Below are 14,990 nucleotides of genomic sequence, written 5' to 3'. Positions count from 1 at the left end.
ATGGCCGATGGGGGCGGTGACAAGGTCGACATGGTCTTGCTGCAAGGCCCGGTAGTAGTCGTCACCGAGCAGCACCCGCTTACAGCGGAATGGGTAGTCCGGTGTCAGTGCCCGCCGAAGCCGCTCGTCGGCCACGGTGCGCTCTAAGAATGTCGTTGCGATCTGGGTGCGGGAGGTGACGACGGGGTCGTCGGCGAAGGTCGCGGTGTTGTCGTGCTGGAATTTCCAGATCTGCCAGCGCGTGCGGCGGGTAGCCAGCGGGTTGCGCCGGAATTGCGCCAATTCGGTTGGGCTGTAGGGGCGGTCATCCTTGGGAACCATCCACGGCGGGGTGCGCTGGAACACCGTCACGCGGGCGGCGATTTTGGCCAGCTCGGGAACGGCTTGTACGCCGCTGGCTCCCGTGCCGATCACCGCCACTTTCTTGCCGGCCAAGCCGACCTCGTGATCCCACTGCGCGGTGTGCATGAGCGCGCCGCCGAAGTCGCTCAGGCCGGCGATAGCGGGCAGCCTGAGCGACCCGAACAAACCCACGGCGCAGACGACGACGTCGGCGGCCAGGTTGGTGGTGCGCCCGGAGCGTTCCAGCCGGCAGTCCCACTGCCACGTATCGGCATTCCAGCGGATGGTGTCGACCCTGGTGTCGAGCATGAGGTGGCGACGCAGATCGAAGTCGTCGGCGACCGACTCCAGGTAGGCCAGGATCTCGGGCTGCCGCGCGTAGGTGCGGCTCCAGGACTTGTTGGGCGCGAACGAGAACGAATACAGGTGACTTTGGATGTCACAGGCGGCGCCGGGATAGGTGTTGCGCCGCCAAGTACCCCCGACGCCGTCGTCGGCCTCGACAATCGTCAGGTCGTCGATGCCGGCGCGGCGCAGCGCCACGGCAGTTCCCAGGCCGCCGAACCCGGCTCCGATGATCACCACCTTCGGTGAGGGCCGACGCCGCATCGCGGCCCGGGCTCGCCCGAGGACGTACTTCACGGACCGCCCCCGCGAACCTCGAACCCTTCCATCTCCCCGGCAGTCCGCCAGGCCGTCAGGATGTCGGCGTACTCGGTCGGCGCGCCGATGAAGAAGCTGCCCTGCCGAGTCTTGGCGTCCGCCTTGCCTTCCCGGTTGTAGTAGCCCGGGGTGCAGGTCTTTGCGCGCTCGGCGGTCGCGGACGAGCGGGCCACCACCATATCGACCCAGGCGGCTTCGGCTTCGGCTGACGCCTCGATCTCGGTGACGCCGCGAGCCAGCGCCCAGGCGATGATCCACGCGGCATGGCTGGCCTGCACGTCCAGCAGGTAAGGGAAGTTCACCGTGAGCCCCGCCTGGGCGATGCTTTCGATGAAACAATTCGGGAAACCGTTGGCGCACAGGCCCTGAAACGTGCGCACGCCGTCGCGCCAGCGGTCTGTCAGCGTCAGGCCGTCGCGGCCGATCAGCTCGAACCCCGTGCGCCGGCAATAGTCGGTGCCCACCTCGAAGCCCGTGGCGAAAATCAGGCAATCGAGTTCGTAGATCACTCCGTCGACCACGACGCCGTCCTCGGTGAGGCGTTCGACCCCGCGGCCATGGGTATCGACCAGGGTGACATTGGCGCGGTTGAACGTCTGCAGGTAGCCGTCGTGAAAGCAGGGCCGCTTGCAGAAGTACCCGTACCAGGGTTTGAGCGCCTCGGCGGTGGCGGGATCGGCCACGATCTCGTCGACCCGCGCCCGGATCTCCTCCATCTTCGCGAAGTCGGCCAGTTCAATGTTGGGTGCCGGTGCACCGTCGCCGTCGTGGCGCATCACCGGAAGCTTGCGGGTGATGCTCGTCCACGCGTCGGCCACCAGGTCTTCCTCGGCCTGCCCGCCGGCCGTCAGGACCTGGAAGTTCCGGATGCGTTCGCGCTGCCAGCCCGGCCGTAATGTATTGGCCCACTGGGCATCCGTCGATCGGTTGGCCCGCACATCGACGGAGGACGGCGTGCGCTGGAAGACGAACAGGCGCTGCGCCGCCGCGCCGAGGTGCGGGACGCACTGGACGGCCGTCGCGCCCGTGCCGATGATGCCGACGCGCTTTCCGGCCAAGTTCTCCAGCCGTTCGCCGGTGTAGCCGTAATCCCACCGGCTGGTGTGGAAGGCCTTGCCGCGAAAGCGGCCGAGACCCTGGATCCCGGGCAGCTTGGGTTTGGCCTGGTAGCCGTTGGCCATCGAGACGAACTTGGCCCGCATCTCGTCGCCGTGATTTGTTCGGATGATCCAGCGGGAAGCTCCCGAATCCCAACGTATCTCGTGTACATCGGTCCGCAGGCAGGCGTCGCGATAGAGGTCGTAGCGCTCGGCGATGCGCTGACAATGCGCAAAGATCTCCGAGCCCCTCGCGTACTTGTCCGAGGGAACGTAGCCGAGTTCCTCCAACAGCGGCATGTACACGTAGGACTCGACATCGCAGGCGATCCCCGGATACCGGTTCCAGTACCAGGTGCCACCCACGTCGGCCGCGCGGTCGATCAACCGCACGCTGTCGACGCCGAGCTCGCGCAGCCGGGCACCCGTCAACAGCCCACCGAATCCGGCACCGATGACCGCGACGTCCACCTCATCCGTCAGCGGCTGGCGGGTGAACGTTCCATCCACCCAGGGGTCTTCGGCGAATCGGGCAAAGGCGCCCGCCGTCTCCACATACTGCGCGATCCCGTCGGGGCGCAGTCGCCGCGCCCGCTCCTCGGCGTAGCGCCGCCGCAGCGCGTCGACGTCGAACGTCACGCCGACGGTCTCGGTCAAGGCATCGACTTCCTCATCGTGACCCCGACTATATAATCAATCAATTGATCATATCAATGGTCCGTCGATCCGGCCTGCGATAACGGCTCCTATGGACTGTGGCCGCCCGGACCCAGCAGTGTTCCCCTGATCAGCTTCTTCGCTGCGCCCAATGCCGCCTGGTACTGCTCCGGAGGCAGCGACGCCCCCAGCTCGGTGAGGCCGTAGATCAACGAATAGATCGCCTCCACGGCGCCCCCCGGGGCGCCCTGCAGCATGCCTTCGATGATGTCGCGGAACGCCGTAAACCCCGCATCGCCAGGCTGTGCGGACTCGAGCGCAACCGCGCTTTCGGCCCGGATCGCCCACTCGAAGGCCGCGAGGTCCGGGAACTCGCGCATCAATTGACCGGATTCGTCGAGCACCGCCTCGATCCGGTCCACGGCGTCTCCGGGACGGGCGGCGGCCTGGCGCAGCCGTGGCAGCGCGACATCGGTTCTGGCCGCGATGGCCGCGTTGATCAACTCCGCCTTGTTGGGAAAGTAGTTGTACAGGCTGCCGCTGGTCATCTCCGCGGCCCTGGCGATCTCGCGAATGGTCGCCTTGGCGTACCCCACTTCGGCCACGCAGCGCATGGCCGCGACGATGATTCGGGCACGGGTCTGTTCGCCGCTGGCGCCCACCGGGCGGCCGAGCGGCGACGGCGTGGAGGCCCTCCGGTCGCTCATTGCGCACCTCCGCGCCGAAGCCGAGCGATAATTGATCGCCCGATTATATTGAGGACATGGTGACGGGGGCGCAGCTGGGTCGCCCGGTCGGCGCCAGCGGCGAACAGACCCGCCGGCGGCTCATCCTCGCCACGATGCGCTGCGTGGCCGAAGTGGGGTACGCCAAGGCGACCATTCGCGAGATCGCCAGGGCCGCGGAGATGACCAGCGGCAGCCTGTATCACTATTTTCCGAATAAGTCGGAGCTGCTCACGGCGACCGTGCGGGAAATCGATCAGATCGAGCTCCCGCGGCTGCGGGCCGCGGCGGCGCACTCCGACAACGTCGTCGATCGCCTGGTCGCGGTGCTGGACGAGATGCACCGGTTGATGCGCGAGTACCCGCACCTGGCCGCGTTCGAACGCGCCATGCGCGGGCATGCCGGGCCGAAAGGGTTGCGCGACAACATCGATGGCATCGTCAGGGAGGCCATGGCGCGGGGGGCACTTCCCGCCGGCACCGACCCCGCCGCCGCGGTCGACGCGCTCTACGCGCTGGCTCGCGGGCTGACGGACCGTGCGGCAAACCTGACCCCGGATGCCTACGCGGCCACGCTGGATTCGGCCAAGGAACTGATCAGGGGAACGCTTTTCGCGCCGAGAGCGAGTCGCCGAGAGTCCACAGCGCAACGCCGATCAAGACGAGGTCTTTGAGCAGGAATTGGCCCGGCATTCCCGACAACACGGGCAGGCCGGCGGCGTGCATCGAGACCACGCCCGGCGTGGTGAACAGGAAGCTCAGCGTCCCCAGGAACAGCACCACCGCCAGCGCGCTGCCGGCCGCGGATGCGCGGGGCCATACCGGGCGCAGCGAAATGAGAAGCGCCGCAACGATTTCCATGGTTCCCAGGCCGCGCGCCACCTCGATGACGCTGAACACGTGGTAGATCCAGCTCATCAGCGGGCTGTGCTCGATGAGCACCCGGGACTCCATCTTCACGTATTTGCCGAACCCGATCCAGGCCAGGACGACCACAAGCCCGTAACGGCTGATCAGTTGCCCCGATCGGGTGAGCGACTGCGCGAGACGAGGTGGTGTCATCGACGGAGGGTCCTTCCTGCGGTGGGGAGGCGACGGGACGTCACCCCATACGAACCCACGAGCCGGACCGCGATTGGGTTCAGCCACCCATTCGCTTATTGCGCCGCGTAGCGATCCCGCAGCTTGGCCAGCGTCGCCTCGATGCCCGCGGCATTGCCCTTCCGGAAACCCATCCGTTCGTAGTACTTCAGCCCGTTCTTGACCGCGCCGGCCTGGCTGTAGTCGAACGTCTCGGTGACCCGCGTCCGGGTCGGGGAGAGCGACTCGAACCGCCAGCGCCAGCGGTGCCCCACCGGATGGCGCCATTCGACCAATTCGTTCGGTTTGAGGGCGGTCACGGTGCTGGTAATGCGGTAAGGCACGCCGTACATCTTCATGTGCGTCGAAAACTTCGAGCCGACAGCCAGTTCCGCCGGCACTTTGATGTTGTCGCCGACGGTGCCCGAGCCGTCCAATTCGTGGTGGCGCCGGGGATCGGCGGCCATCGCGTACAACTCCGCGGCCGGCGCATCCACTTCAACCGACCGACTTACCTGCCGGGGTCCCGCGTCGACGACGTTGACGGTCATGACGGTCTCCTTCCGGGCGTCCGGTTGCGCCAGGTCGACGCTACGCTTCGCCGAGTTGAACTTTTAGAACTGTTCGAACAACGACGTTCAGCATGGAGGGGTTCGGTGAGCCAGTCGATTTCGGGAAAGGTGGCGCTGATTACCGGCGCCGCCCGCGGACAGGGACGGTCGCACGCGGTCCGGCTCAGCGCCGAGGGCGCCGACATCATCGCGGTGGATGTCGCCGGACCGCTGCCGCCCAGCGTTCCCTACGATTCGCCGACGCCCGACGACCTGGCCGAGACCGCGCGACTGGTGAGAGCCAACGGCAGAAAGGTCATCACGTCGGCGGTCGACATCCGCGACCTCGACGCGCTGACGGCCGCCGTCGACGCGGCCGTCGGCGAGCTGGGGCGCCTGGACATCATCGTCGCCAACGCGGGCATCTGCAGCCCCGCGCCCTGGGATCAGATCACCGCGCAAGCGTTCCGCGACACCATCGACACGAACGTGGTCGGCACCTGGAACACCGTGATGGCCGGCGCTCATCACCTCATCGACGGCGGCCGGGGCGGCTCCATCATCCTCATCGGATCCGCCGCCGGCATCAACATGCAGTCGTTCATGATCCACTACACGGCCAGCAAACATGCCGTCATCGGGATGGCGCGAGCGTTCGCCGCCGAGCTCGGCCGGTACAACATCCGGGTCAACAGCTTGAACCCGGGAGCGGTCGCGACCCCGATGGGCACCGGTCGCATGCGCGACGCCCTCCGAGCGGCCGCCGACTCGTATCCGCACCTGAGGGGCCTGCACAAACCGCTGTTGCCCGAAGGCGCTGCCCAGCCCGAAGACATCTCCGATGCGGTCGCATGGCTGGCATCGGATCAATCCAGGCTGGTGACCGCCAGCCAGGTCTCCGTCGACAGCGGCGTCGGCTACGTCTGATCGACCGGGCAGAATGGTGCTGCCTGCGTTCACCCCGCCAATCCGGGAATACCCCCGCGACGGAAACGTTGGGCACGGATGTACCCCCACGGGGTATTAGCGGAAAGGAGCGGCATGGCGACCAGCGAGTACCGGGTGACCGGGATGACCTGCGGGCACTGCGAGGCCGCCGTCCGAGCCGAGGTCGGCCAGGTCCCCGGCGTCGACGGCGTGGACGTCAACGCCCGCACGGGCCGGCTCGTGGTGGCCAGTTCCGTTCCCATCGACGCGAACGCGGTGCTGGGCGCCGTCGACGAAGCCGGTTACGAGGCGGTCCTGGTCGCGTGAAAGCCGATCCACCGGCCGCAGGGACCAGCGTCGAGCTCGAAATCGCGGGGATGACGTGCGCGTCGTGCGCAATGCGCATCGAGAAGAAACTGAACAAGCTCGACTGGGTCGACGCGCAGGTCAATTACGCGACCGAGACGGCCGCCGTCACGGTCCCGGCCGGATACGACACCCAAGCGCTGATCGCCGAAGTCGAGAAGGCCGGCTACACCGCCGCACTGCCGCGCCCGGATCCCACGCCCGAGGCACCGGAGACCGCCGAGCTCGCGGCCCTGCGCACCCGGCTGATTGCCGCGATGGCGCTCGCCGTCCCGGTGATCGCGATGGCGATGATCCCGGCGCTGCAATTCCGCCACTGGCAGTGGGCGTCGCTGGCCCTGGCCACACCGGTGATCGCGTGGGCGGGCCGCCCGTTCCACGCCGCAGCATGGGCGAACCTCAAACACGGCGCCGCGACCATGGACACGCTCGTCTCGGTAGGGACGTTGTCGGCCTTCTTGTGGTCGCTGTATGCCCTGGCTTTCGGGACGGCCGGCCAGGCAGGCATGCGCCACGGCTTCGAACTGACCGCCGCGCGTGGCGACGGCGCGGGCAATAGCTATTTCGAGGTGGCCGCGGGCGTGACCCTGTTCGTGCTGACCGGCCGCTACTTCGAGAAACGCTCGAAGCGGCGCGCGGGCGCCGCGTTGCGCGCCCTGCTTCAGCTCGGCGCCAAGGACGTCGCGGTGCTGCGGGACGGCACCGAGACGCGCGTTCCCGTCGATCAGCTGGAGATCGGCGACGAGTTCGTGGTGCGCCCGGGGGAAAAGATCGCCACCGACGGGACCGTCGTCGTGGGATCCTCGGCGGTGGACGCCTCGATGCTCACCGGTGAATCCGTGCCCGTCGAGGTCGGTCAGGGCGATCCCGTCACCGGCGCCACTGTGAATGCCGGCGGCCGCCTGGTCGTGCGCGCCACCCGCGTCGGCGACGACACCCAACTGGCGCAGATGGCCAGGCTCGTCGAGGCCGCGCAGTCGGGCAGGGCACCGGTGCAACGGCTCGCCGACCGCATCGCCGGCGTGTTCGTGCCGGTCGTCATCGCGATCGCCGCGGCCACCCTCGCGATCTGGCTCGCGGCGGGCGCGCCCCTCACCGCGGCGCTGACGGCCGCGGTTGCGGTGCTGATCATCGCGTGCCCGTGCGCGCTCGGGCTGGCGACGCCGACCGCTTTGTTGGTCGGCAGCGGTCGGGCGGCCCAGCTCGGAGTGCTCATCAAGGGACCCGAGGTCCTGGAGTCGACGCGCAAGGTCGACACCATCGTCCTCGACAAGACCGGCACCGTCACCACCGGCGAGATGACCGTCGTCGACGTCATCACCGGCCCGCACGCCGACCGCGAAACACTGCTGCGCTATGCCGGGGCCGTCGAGGACCCGTCCGAGCATCCCGTCGCACAGGCGATCGCCAGGGCCGCCGCGAGGGAACTGGGCAACCTGCCAGCCGTCCGGGATTTCGCCAACGTCGGAGGCCAAGGCGTGCGCGGGGTGGTCGACGGGCGCGCCGTCGCCGTCGGGCGGGAGAGCCTGCTGGCCGCTCGGGGCCAGCACCTCGACGCGGAATTGTCGGCGGCCAAAGCCCGCGCCGAGCGCGAAGGCAAGACCGCCGTCGCCGTGGAGTGGGACGGTCGCGCGCGGGGGGTTTTGGTGGTGGCCGACGCCGTCAAACCCACCAGCGCCGAGGCAATCCGGCGGTTCAAAGGCCTGGGCTTGACGCCGGTGCTGCTGACGGGTGACAACGAGGCCGTCGCCCGGCGCATCGCCGACGAGGTCGGTATCGCGCAGGTCATCGCCGAAGTGTTGCCGGCCGACAAGGTCGCCGCCGTCAAGCGTTTGCAAGCCGAGGGCAAAGTCGTCGCCATGGTCGGCGACGGAGTCAACGATGCCGCGGCCCTGGCGGCGGCAGATCTGGGCCTCGCGATGGGGACGGGCACCGACGTGGCGATCGAAGCCGCCGACCTGACTTTGATGCGCGGCGATCTGGGCGCCGCGGTGGACGCGATCCGGCTCTCCCGGCGGACGCTGCGCACGATCAAGACGAACCTGTTCTGGGCCTTCGGCTACAACGTCGCCGCCATCCCGCTGGCCGCCCTCGGCCTGCTCAACCCGATGCTGGCGGGCGCCGCGATGGCGCTTTCCAGCGTGTTCGTCGTCGGCAACAGCCTGCGGCTGCGCTCCTTTGCAAGCACGATGTGTGACGAACCTGTGGGATAGTTAGTCGGGCCCGCCGCATTCCCCTAGCCACGGCCGGCGGGTCATTCGCAGAACGATCGGATTGAACGAAGGTCACGACCGTTGCCCCATTTCGTCGAACAGTGGTCCCTGCTGCACGGCTGGCTGCCGGTGGCGGTGCAAGCCCTGGCGCTGCTCGCGATCCTCGGCGCGCTCGGGTGGCGCAGGCGGCGGTGGCGCGGCTGGCCGCTCCTGGTGGCACTGGGAACCGCGGCAGCGGTCACGGCGCTGTCGTATTGGTACATCACGTCGATCGGCGTGGCCGGGGACCCGGCCCCAGCGTCGCTGTGGCTGTGGGTAGCGCTGAGCGGGCTAGCGGCCGCGGTGCTGCTGCTCGGATGGCCGGGTGCCCGCTGGTGGCGTCGCGGCCTGGCGGTGGTTTCGGTTCCGCTGTGCGCGCTGTGCGCGGCCCTGGCCTTGAACGGCTGGGTCGGCTATTTCCCGACCGTGGCGGCCGCATGGGATCAGCTGACGTCGCGGCCGCTGCCCGATCAGATCGACCGGCTGAGGGTCACCGCAATGCAGCTCGAGGGGACCAAACCGGCCAAGGGCGTCGTGGTGCCCGTGACGATCAGCGCCGACGCGTCGCACTTCCCGCACCGCCAGGAGCTGGTGTATCTGCCCCCGGCGTGGTTCAACAGCAACCCGCCGCCCCGGCTGCCGACGGTCATGATGATCAGCTCCGCGTTCAATACCCCCGCCGACTGGCTGCGCCCCGGCGGCGCGTTCACGGCGATAGACGACTTCGCGGCCGCCCATCACGGGTTCGCGCCGGTGCTGGTGTTCGTCGATCCCACCGGTTCCTTCGACAACGACACCGAGTGCGTCAACGGCAGCCGCGGTAATGCCGCCGATCACCTGACGAAGGATGTCGTGCCCTTCGTGGTGTCGAACTTCGGCGTCAGCGCCGACCGGTCCAACTGGGGCGTCGCCGGGTGGTCGATGGGCGGCACCTGCGCCGTCGACCTGGCCGTCATGCATCCCGAGCTGTTCAGCGCCTTCGTCGACATCGCCGGCGATCGCAGCCCCAGCATCGGCACGAAGGAGCAGACCATCGCCCGGTTGTTCGGCGGCAACGGCGACGCCTGGGCGGCTTTCGACCCGGCCACCGTCATCGCCCGGCACGGTCACTACACCGGGCTGTCGGGATGGTTCGACGTGCCCGCGGCGTCCGGCCCCCGCGCCGTCGCCCAGGAAGCCGATTCCGATCTCGCCGTTCCCAGCGCCGACCCGGCCGCCAACCCGGAGGGTCAGGATGCGGCCGCCAATTCGCTGTGCGCCGTCGCCACGGCCAACGGGATCAGCTGCGCGGTGGTCACCCAACCCGGCAGGCACGACTGGCCGTTCGCCGCCCAGGCGTTCGCCACGTCACTGCCGTGGCTGGCGGGGACGCTGGGCACCCCGGGCGTCGAGCCCATCCCGTTGCCGCAGCGCGGCGGCGGGACTCCGCATTGATCTCAGCTACGCAAGACCGTTACCTTTTCGAGGCTGAATTCACAGCTGACCCTCCTGTAACGAACCCGGCATGTTCGAACGGGCACTGGTACCGTTCGCTGCTGTGGCGGCGGAGTTTGGCAGCGCAGGGATCCGGGGCACCGGGTCGCGTGTGCCGACATCGCACCGCAAAAGACCTGCAAGGAACCGCGCCTTCGCCATCACCGCCTTCCGCGGGGCCTCGGATCGGGGCCTCGGCACGCCGGAGCTGAACCGGCGCCGTTTCCTCGGGGCGCTGGCCGCGGCCACCGTCGCCGGCGTGGGAGCGGCTCGTCTGGTGGTTGATCCGCAACCGCGGACTTTCGCCCAGGCGCCCCCGGCGGACATGGCAGCAACCTCGGGACCGATCGCGCCGGCTTCGCTGCTACCGCCCCCTCCGCTCAGCGCGCGCATCCCGCTGCCCGGTGGCGGGGCGCTGACCAAGATTCCCGGCGAGGGCGACTTGCTGGCGCTGACCGTCGACGACGGCGTCAACAGCGAGGTGGTGCGCGCCTACACGCAGTTCGCCAAAGACACCGGTGTGCGGCTGACGTTCTTCGTCAACGGGGTCTACAACTCCTGGACCGAGAACGTGCAGATGCTTCGACCGCTGGTCGATTCCGGGCAGATCCAGCTGGGCAACCACACCTGGTCGCACCCGGATCTGACCACTCTGCCCAAAGACCAGATCGCCCAGCAGATCACCCGCAACGACGAATTCCTGAAAAAGACCTACGGCATCGGCGCGAAACCGTACTGGCGGCCGCCGTACGCGAAGCGCAACGCGGCCGTCGATGCGGTGGCCGCCGACCTCGGCTACACCACCCCCACCCTATGGTCGGGTTCATTGTCGGATTCGACGCTGATCACCGAGGACTACATCGTGAAGATGGCCGATCAGTACTTCACCCCGCAGTCCATCGTCATCGGCCACCTCAACCACCTGCCGGTCACGCACGTCTACCCGGAACTCGTCGAGATCATCCGCGACCGAAACCTGCGCACGGTCACCCTCAACGACATCTTCCTCAAAACGCCGTAGCGGTCACCAGTCGGGCCAGGCGCTCGTCGAGGGTGGCGTGGAAATGCCCGATCGCGCTCTCGTGCCGGCCGAACTCCACGAATTCGTTTGCACCCGAATGCAATCCGCGTTGCACACCCGTCGACATCTCGTTGTCCTCGGTGAGACCCCGCTCGATGAAGCTGCCCGCGCCCACCAATCGTCTGGACGGGTCGAGAGACGCCCGCTCGGCGACTTCGGGTTTCACCATCGAATAGGTGCTCACCGTGGTGCGCTCGACGTCCAGCGGGTCGATCACGACCACGGAAACCACGCCGGGGAATGTCGCCACCATGACGTTGGGGAACAACTGATAGACGTAGGTGATCCGCGCGTCGACGTTCCAGGTCGACTCCGGGCGGTCCCGAAGCCGCTCGATATTGCGGTAGGGGAAGGTGAGTCGGCTGTTCGGGCCGAACGTCTCCACGACATTGAGGTCGTCGTATTGCACCGGGTAGAAGGTGTCTCGGTGCGTTGAGCGGAGGTGATAGCCCTCCAGGAACTGTTCGACGAGCACCTTCCAGTTCATCGCCCGCACAGTCGAATCCGAATACACGAGCCGCTGCGCCGGCAACAATTTATCGCGCCAGGGGCTCCCGTCGGTCAGCGCGGCCATCGAATCGTCGTCATCGAGGCCCGGCGGGTCGAGCGGATCGATCACGATTAGCCCGTCCACCTCGCGGCTGGGGACCTCGACCAGCCCTCGGCCCGCCTCGTCCAGGCCGGGAAATGCCTCGGCGTGCGGGACGTGCGCGAGCGAGCCGTCCAGGCGATACGTCCAGCCGTGGTAGCGGCACACCAACGCGTGCGAGCAGCCGGGCTCCTCGACCAGGGCGAAACCGCGATGCCGGCAGGCGTTGCGGAACACCCGCGCCCGTTGGTCGTGTCCGCGCACCGCGAAGAGCGGCACGCCGAAGGCGACTCGCTCGACGTGGTCCCCCGGTGCGGGGATCGTCGCCGAGGGGACGAAGACGCTCGGCATCGCGCGAAGGAGCCGGAGTTCGGCGGCGAATCGACTTGCGCTCAAATAGTTTTCGACCGGCTCACGCCAGGCCGCACCCTCGTCGGTGGTACCGGCGTCGATATGGGCGAGGACGCGCCGGACGATCTGCACATCGTCGGCGAGCACCGACTTCGTCGGCAAGCTCATGCGGGTCAGTATCACATCGCGATTGTCACGTGTCAATGATTTGGTGATATCGTTGCGTTCCGTGCCCGCCCTGCCCCAATCCCGAGTGAGCGACCTGGTCGACAGCCGGCCGCTGAGCGCGCGCTCCGTGCTGGCATCGGCCCTGCTCGGATCCGACCGGGGCCGCCTGACGGTGGCCGAACTGGTCGCGGTGGCGTCGCTGTTCGGCATCAGCGCAGGTGCGGCCCGCACGTGCCTGTGGCGGATGGTGTCCAACGGCGAACTGGCCTCCGACGGCGGCAGTTACGCGCTCGCGGGGCGATTGTCGGAACGCCGAGAGCGCGTCGACGAGGCGTCCCGGATCGACGACGCCGCCGCGCGCCGCTGGGACGGCACCTGGGAACTGGCGATCGTCGCGCTGGAGCGCCGATCGGCGGCCGACCGCCTCGAGTTGAGGAAAGCCGCGACGGCGCTGCACCTCGCCGAGCTTCGCGAAGGCGTGTGGATCAGACCCGACAACCTTGACCCGCAACGGTTTCCGACGCTTCGGGCGGTGGTCGACCAGCAGTGCACGCACTTTCACGGCGCCGCCACCGACATCGGCGCCGACAAAGCGCGATCGCTCTTTTCCCTGGACGAGTGGGCGGAAGATGCCGAGCTGTTCGTCGACGCGATGGACGCCGCGCTCGACACGGGCAAGCGCGACGATTCGACCGAAAGCTTCACCTACGAGTTCGCGCTGTCGATCGCCGTGGTCCGCCATCTCCAGCTCGACCCGCTGCTACCGGCCGAGCTCACCGGCGAGCACTGGCCCTCGCACACGCTGCGCGGCACCTACCGCCGCTTCGATCGCGCCCTCAAACATCGCATGAACGGCGCTTTCCGGCGGCCCTAGCGTCGATCGCTTTACAGCGAATCGACAACCTCTTTCGCCTCCCGCAGCCCAGCGCCGGTCAGCTCGCGGAATAGCTTGATCGCCGCGATGGCGTTCCCGGATCGGGCCAGCGCGACGACTTCGGAGGGCACACCGCCCTCGAGTTGCCCGGCCGGGGTCGCGCCCACGTCGCTACCGAACGTTGGGCACGGGACCCCCAGCCGATCCGAGAGCAGGCGCACCTGATGTTCGAGCAGCGCGATCCGCCGGTAAAGGTGGCCATCTTCTGTCACGCAATGATTATGCGCGAAAGCGGGCCCCCGCACCGCCTACGCGGCGCCGGGAGATCCCGCCGGCACGATGTTCTGGTTGATGTGGAACACGTTGCCCGGATCGTATTGCGCCTTGATCTCGCTGAGCCGCTGGTAGTTCGGACCGTAAGTCGCGCGGACCCGGTCTTGCCCTTCGTCCATCATGAAGTTGACGTAGGCGCCGCCGGCCGAGTGCGGATGGATGGCGTTCCAGTAGTCCGCCGTCCACCGCTTCAACACCGCCGCGTTCGCCGGGTCCGGATCGACCCCCGCGATGACCTGTGAGAAGTTCACGTCCCGGTAGGCCCACGCGGTGTCAGTCTGACCGACCCGATGGACCGCGCCGTCGATCGGGTAGAGGTGCATCGTGGAGTGCATGGTGGGCAGTTCCGCGGTGAAGCGGGCATGGGCTTCCACGGCGGCGTCCGGCACGGAGCGGACGAAGTCGCCGCGCCAATACCATTGCAGGCCTTTGGGATACAGCGCATCGAAAGTGGACTGCAGCGCGGGGTACGGGGCCGCGACGAGGCCCTCGAAGGCCGGCTGCATCTGCCGGACCGGCGCGAACGCCTCGTCGGCCCGGGCGGGATCGCCGCTGTAGCACCAGACCACGGCACACGCCTTCTGCAGGTGGAACGCCTCGGGGAACGGCGGCGCCGGCGGGACGGTCATGCTCGCGAAGAAGCCGTAGAGGTCCTCGTCCTGCGCGGGCAGGAAGTCCCGGTACCACTTCAGGATGTCGGCGGTGGCCGAAGCCGGCCAGGCCGTCGGGCCGCAGATCACGGTGTGCACCGGATGCAGCCGGAACGTGAACGAGGTGACGACGCCGAAGTTTCCGCCTCCCCCGCGCAGCGCCCAGAACAGGTCGGGGTGCTCCGATTCGGACGCGGTCACCAGGCGGCCGTCGGCCAGGACGACCTCGGCCTCCAGCAGGTTGTCGATGGTCAGCCCGTACTTGCGGGTCAGGTAGCCGTGGCCGCCGCCCAGGGTCAGCCCGCCGACGCCGGTGCTGGAGATGATGCCGGACGGCGTCGCCATTCCGTGCGCATGGGTCGCGCCGTCCACGTGCGCCCACGTCGCCCCGCCCTGCACGCGGACCATGCGCCGGTCGGTGTCCACGTCGACGCGGTGCATCGGCGCGAGGTCGATGACGAGGCCGCCGTCGACGCATCCGAAACCGGGGCCGTTGTGGCCGCCGCCGCGGACGGCGACCTCGAGGCGCGACGCGCGGGCGAACTCGAGGGCGCCCGCGACGTCGGCGGCGGACGCGCAACGCACGATCACCGCCGGGCGCTTGTCGATCATGGCGTTGTGCAGCGCGCGGGCCTCGTCGTAGCCGGGGTCGTCGGGGAGGATGACCTCCGCTCCGAATCGGCCGCGTAGTTCGTCGGTCGCGGTGATCAGGCTCATGGCCGCATCTCCTTGTTTGCTCGCGGGTCGTGATGCCGCCACGCTACGAGGGGAAACCGCCGCGCGTCATGACCACAACAGAGCATTTCCGAGG

The 14,990-nt window shown here is 68.3% G+C and carries 15 protein-coding genes; 7 read left to right on the top strand and 8 right to left on the bottom strand.

Translation table 11 applies throughout. The features are described 5' to 3' along the window. From A5787_RS14910 to A5787_RS14900, 3 genes are all read right to left on the bottom strand, one after another. Positions 1-951 (bottom strand): NAD(P)/FAD-dependent oxidoreductase (locus tag A5787_RS14910; RefSeq protein WP_156763957.1); only part of this gene is annotated, 951 nt, incomplete at its 3' end. 29 nt (positions 952-980) lie between these two features. Further along, positions 981-2,759 (bottom strand): NAD(P)/FAD-dependent oxidoreductase, encoded by a 1,779-nt coding sequence (locus A5787_RS14905; RefSeq protein ID WP_066968136.1) that lies wholly within the window; start codon positions 2,757-2,759, stop codon positions 981-983. A gap of 89 nt (positions 2,760-2,848) precedes the next feature. Continuing rightward, positions 2,849-3,466, bottom strand: coding sequence for a TetR/AcrR family transcriptional regulator (locus tag A5787_RS14900; protein WP_066968133.1), 618 nt, complete (start codon positions 3,464-3,466; stop codon positions 2,849-2,851). Positions 3,467-3,522: 56 nt separating this feature from the next. Here A5787_RS14900 and A5787_RS14895 point away from each other — a divergent pair, with 56 nt between their 5' ends. After that, positions 3,523-4,158, top strand: coding sequence for a TetR/AcrR family transcriptional regulator (locus A5787_RS14895; protein ID WP_066968130.1), 636 nt, complete (start codon positions 3,523-3,525; stop codon positions 4,156-4,158). Here A5787_RS14895 and A5787_RS14890 read toward each other — a convergent pair. Both A5787_RS14890 and A5787_RS14885 read right to left on the bottom strand, forming a co-directional pair. Further along, positions 4,082-4,546 (bottom strand): DUF417 family protein, encoded by a 465-nt coding sequence (locus A5787_RS14890; protein WP_066968127.1) that lies wholly within the window; start codon positions 4,544-4,546, stop codon positions 4,082-4,084. The genes A5787_RS14895 and A5787_RS14890 overlap by 77 nt on opposite strands. 95 nt (positions 4,547-4,641) lie before the next feature. Then, positions 4,642-5,115, bottom strand: a complete 474-nt coding sequence (locus A5787_RS14885) for an SRPBCC family protein (protein ID WP_066968123.1) — start codon at positions 5,113-5,115, stop codon at positions 4,642-4,644. Between the two features lie 105 nt (positions 5,116-5,220). Between A5787_RS14885 and A5787_RS14880 the strand changes: the two genes are divergently transcribed. From A5787_RS14880 to A5787_RS14860, 5 genes are all read left to right on the top strand, one after another. Then, positions 5,221-6,042, top strand: a complete 822-nt coding sequence (locus A5787_RS14880) for a mycofactocin-coupled SDR family oxidoreductase (protein WP_066968121.1) — start codon at positions 5,221-5,223, stop codon at positions 6,040-6,042. Positions 6,043-6,156: 114 nt separating this feature from the next. Further along, on the top strand, positions 6,157-6,369 hold the full coding sequence (locus A5787_RS14875; RefSeq protein ID WP_066968118.1) for a heavy-metal-associated domain-containing protein: 213 nt from the start codon (positions 6,157-6,159) through the stop codon (positions 6,367-6,369). Further along, on the top strand, positions 6,366-8,621 hold the full coding sequence (locus A5787_RS14870) for a heavy metal translocating P-type ATPase (protein WP_369829116.1): 2,256 nt from the start codon (positions 6,366-6,368) through the stop codon (positions 8,619-8,621). Before A5787_RS14875 ends, A5787_RS14870 begins: the two co-directional genes overlap by 4 nt. 81 nt (positions 8,622-8,702) lie before the next feature. Then, positions 8,703-10,094: an alpha/beta hydrolase family protein gene (locus A5787_RS14865; protein ID WP_066968115.1), complete on the top strand. Its 1,392-nt coding sequence runs from the start codon at positions 8,703-8,705 to the stop codon at positions 10,092-10,094. 247 nt (positions 10,095-10,341) lie between these two features. Next, on the top strand, positions 10,342-11,154 hold the full coding sequence (locus A5787_RS14860; protein ID WP_066968186.1) for a polysaccharide deacetylase family protein: 813 nt from the start codon (positions 10,342-10,344) through the stop codon (positions 11,152-11,154). Here A5787_RS14860 and A5787_RS14855 read toward each other — a convergent pair. Beyond that, positions 11,141-12,322 carry an SRPBCC family protein gene (locus A5787_RS14855; RefSeq protein ID WP_066968112.1) on the bottom strand — a complete coding sequence of 394 codons (1,182 nt, stop codon included), beginning with the start codon at positions 12,320-12,322 and terminating at the stop codon, positions 11,141-11,143. The genes A5787_RS14860 and A5787_RS14855 overlap by 14 nt on opposite strands. 61 nt (positions 12,323-12,383) lie before the next feature. On the opposite strand from A5787_RS14855, the gene A5787_RS14850 reads away from it, so the two are divergent. After that, a complete protein-coding gene (locus tag A5787_RS14850) occupies positions 12,384-13,196 on the top strand; it encodes a PaaX family transcriptional regulator C-terminal domain-containing protein (RefSeq protein WP_066968184.1) in 813 nt (270 codons plus the stop codon). A gap of 11 nt (positions 13,197-13,207) precedes the next feature. On the opposite strand, the gene A5787_RS14845 is transcribed toward A5787_RS14850, so the two are convergent. Together A5787_RS14845 and A5787_RS14840 are read right to left on the bottom strand one after the other, a co-directional pair. Continuing rightward, positions 13,208-13,468, bottom strand: a complete 261-nt coding sequence (locus tag A5787_RS14845) for a ribosomal protein L7/L12 (protein ID WP_066968109.1) — start codon at positions 13,466-13,468, stop codon at positions 13,208-13,210. Between the two features lie 36 nt (positions 13,469-13,504). Further along, positions 13,505-14,896, bottom strand: coding sequence for an FAD-binding oxidoreductase (locus tag A5787_RS14840; protein WP_066968106.1), 1,392 nt, complete (start codon positions 14,894-14,896; stop codon positions 13,505-13,507). Positions 14,897-14,990 lie beyond the last annotated feature (94 nt).

The organism is Mycobacterium sp. 852002-50816_SCH5313054-b (genome assembly GCF_001667185.1).
Classification (GTDB): domain Bacteria; phylum Actinomycetota; class Actinomycetes; order Mycobacteriales; family Mycobacteriaceae; genus Mycobacterium.
Note: the sequence above shows the minus strand (reverse complement) of the source record. Positions and strands in the feature narration are given on the sequence as shown.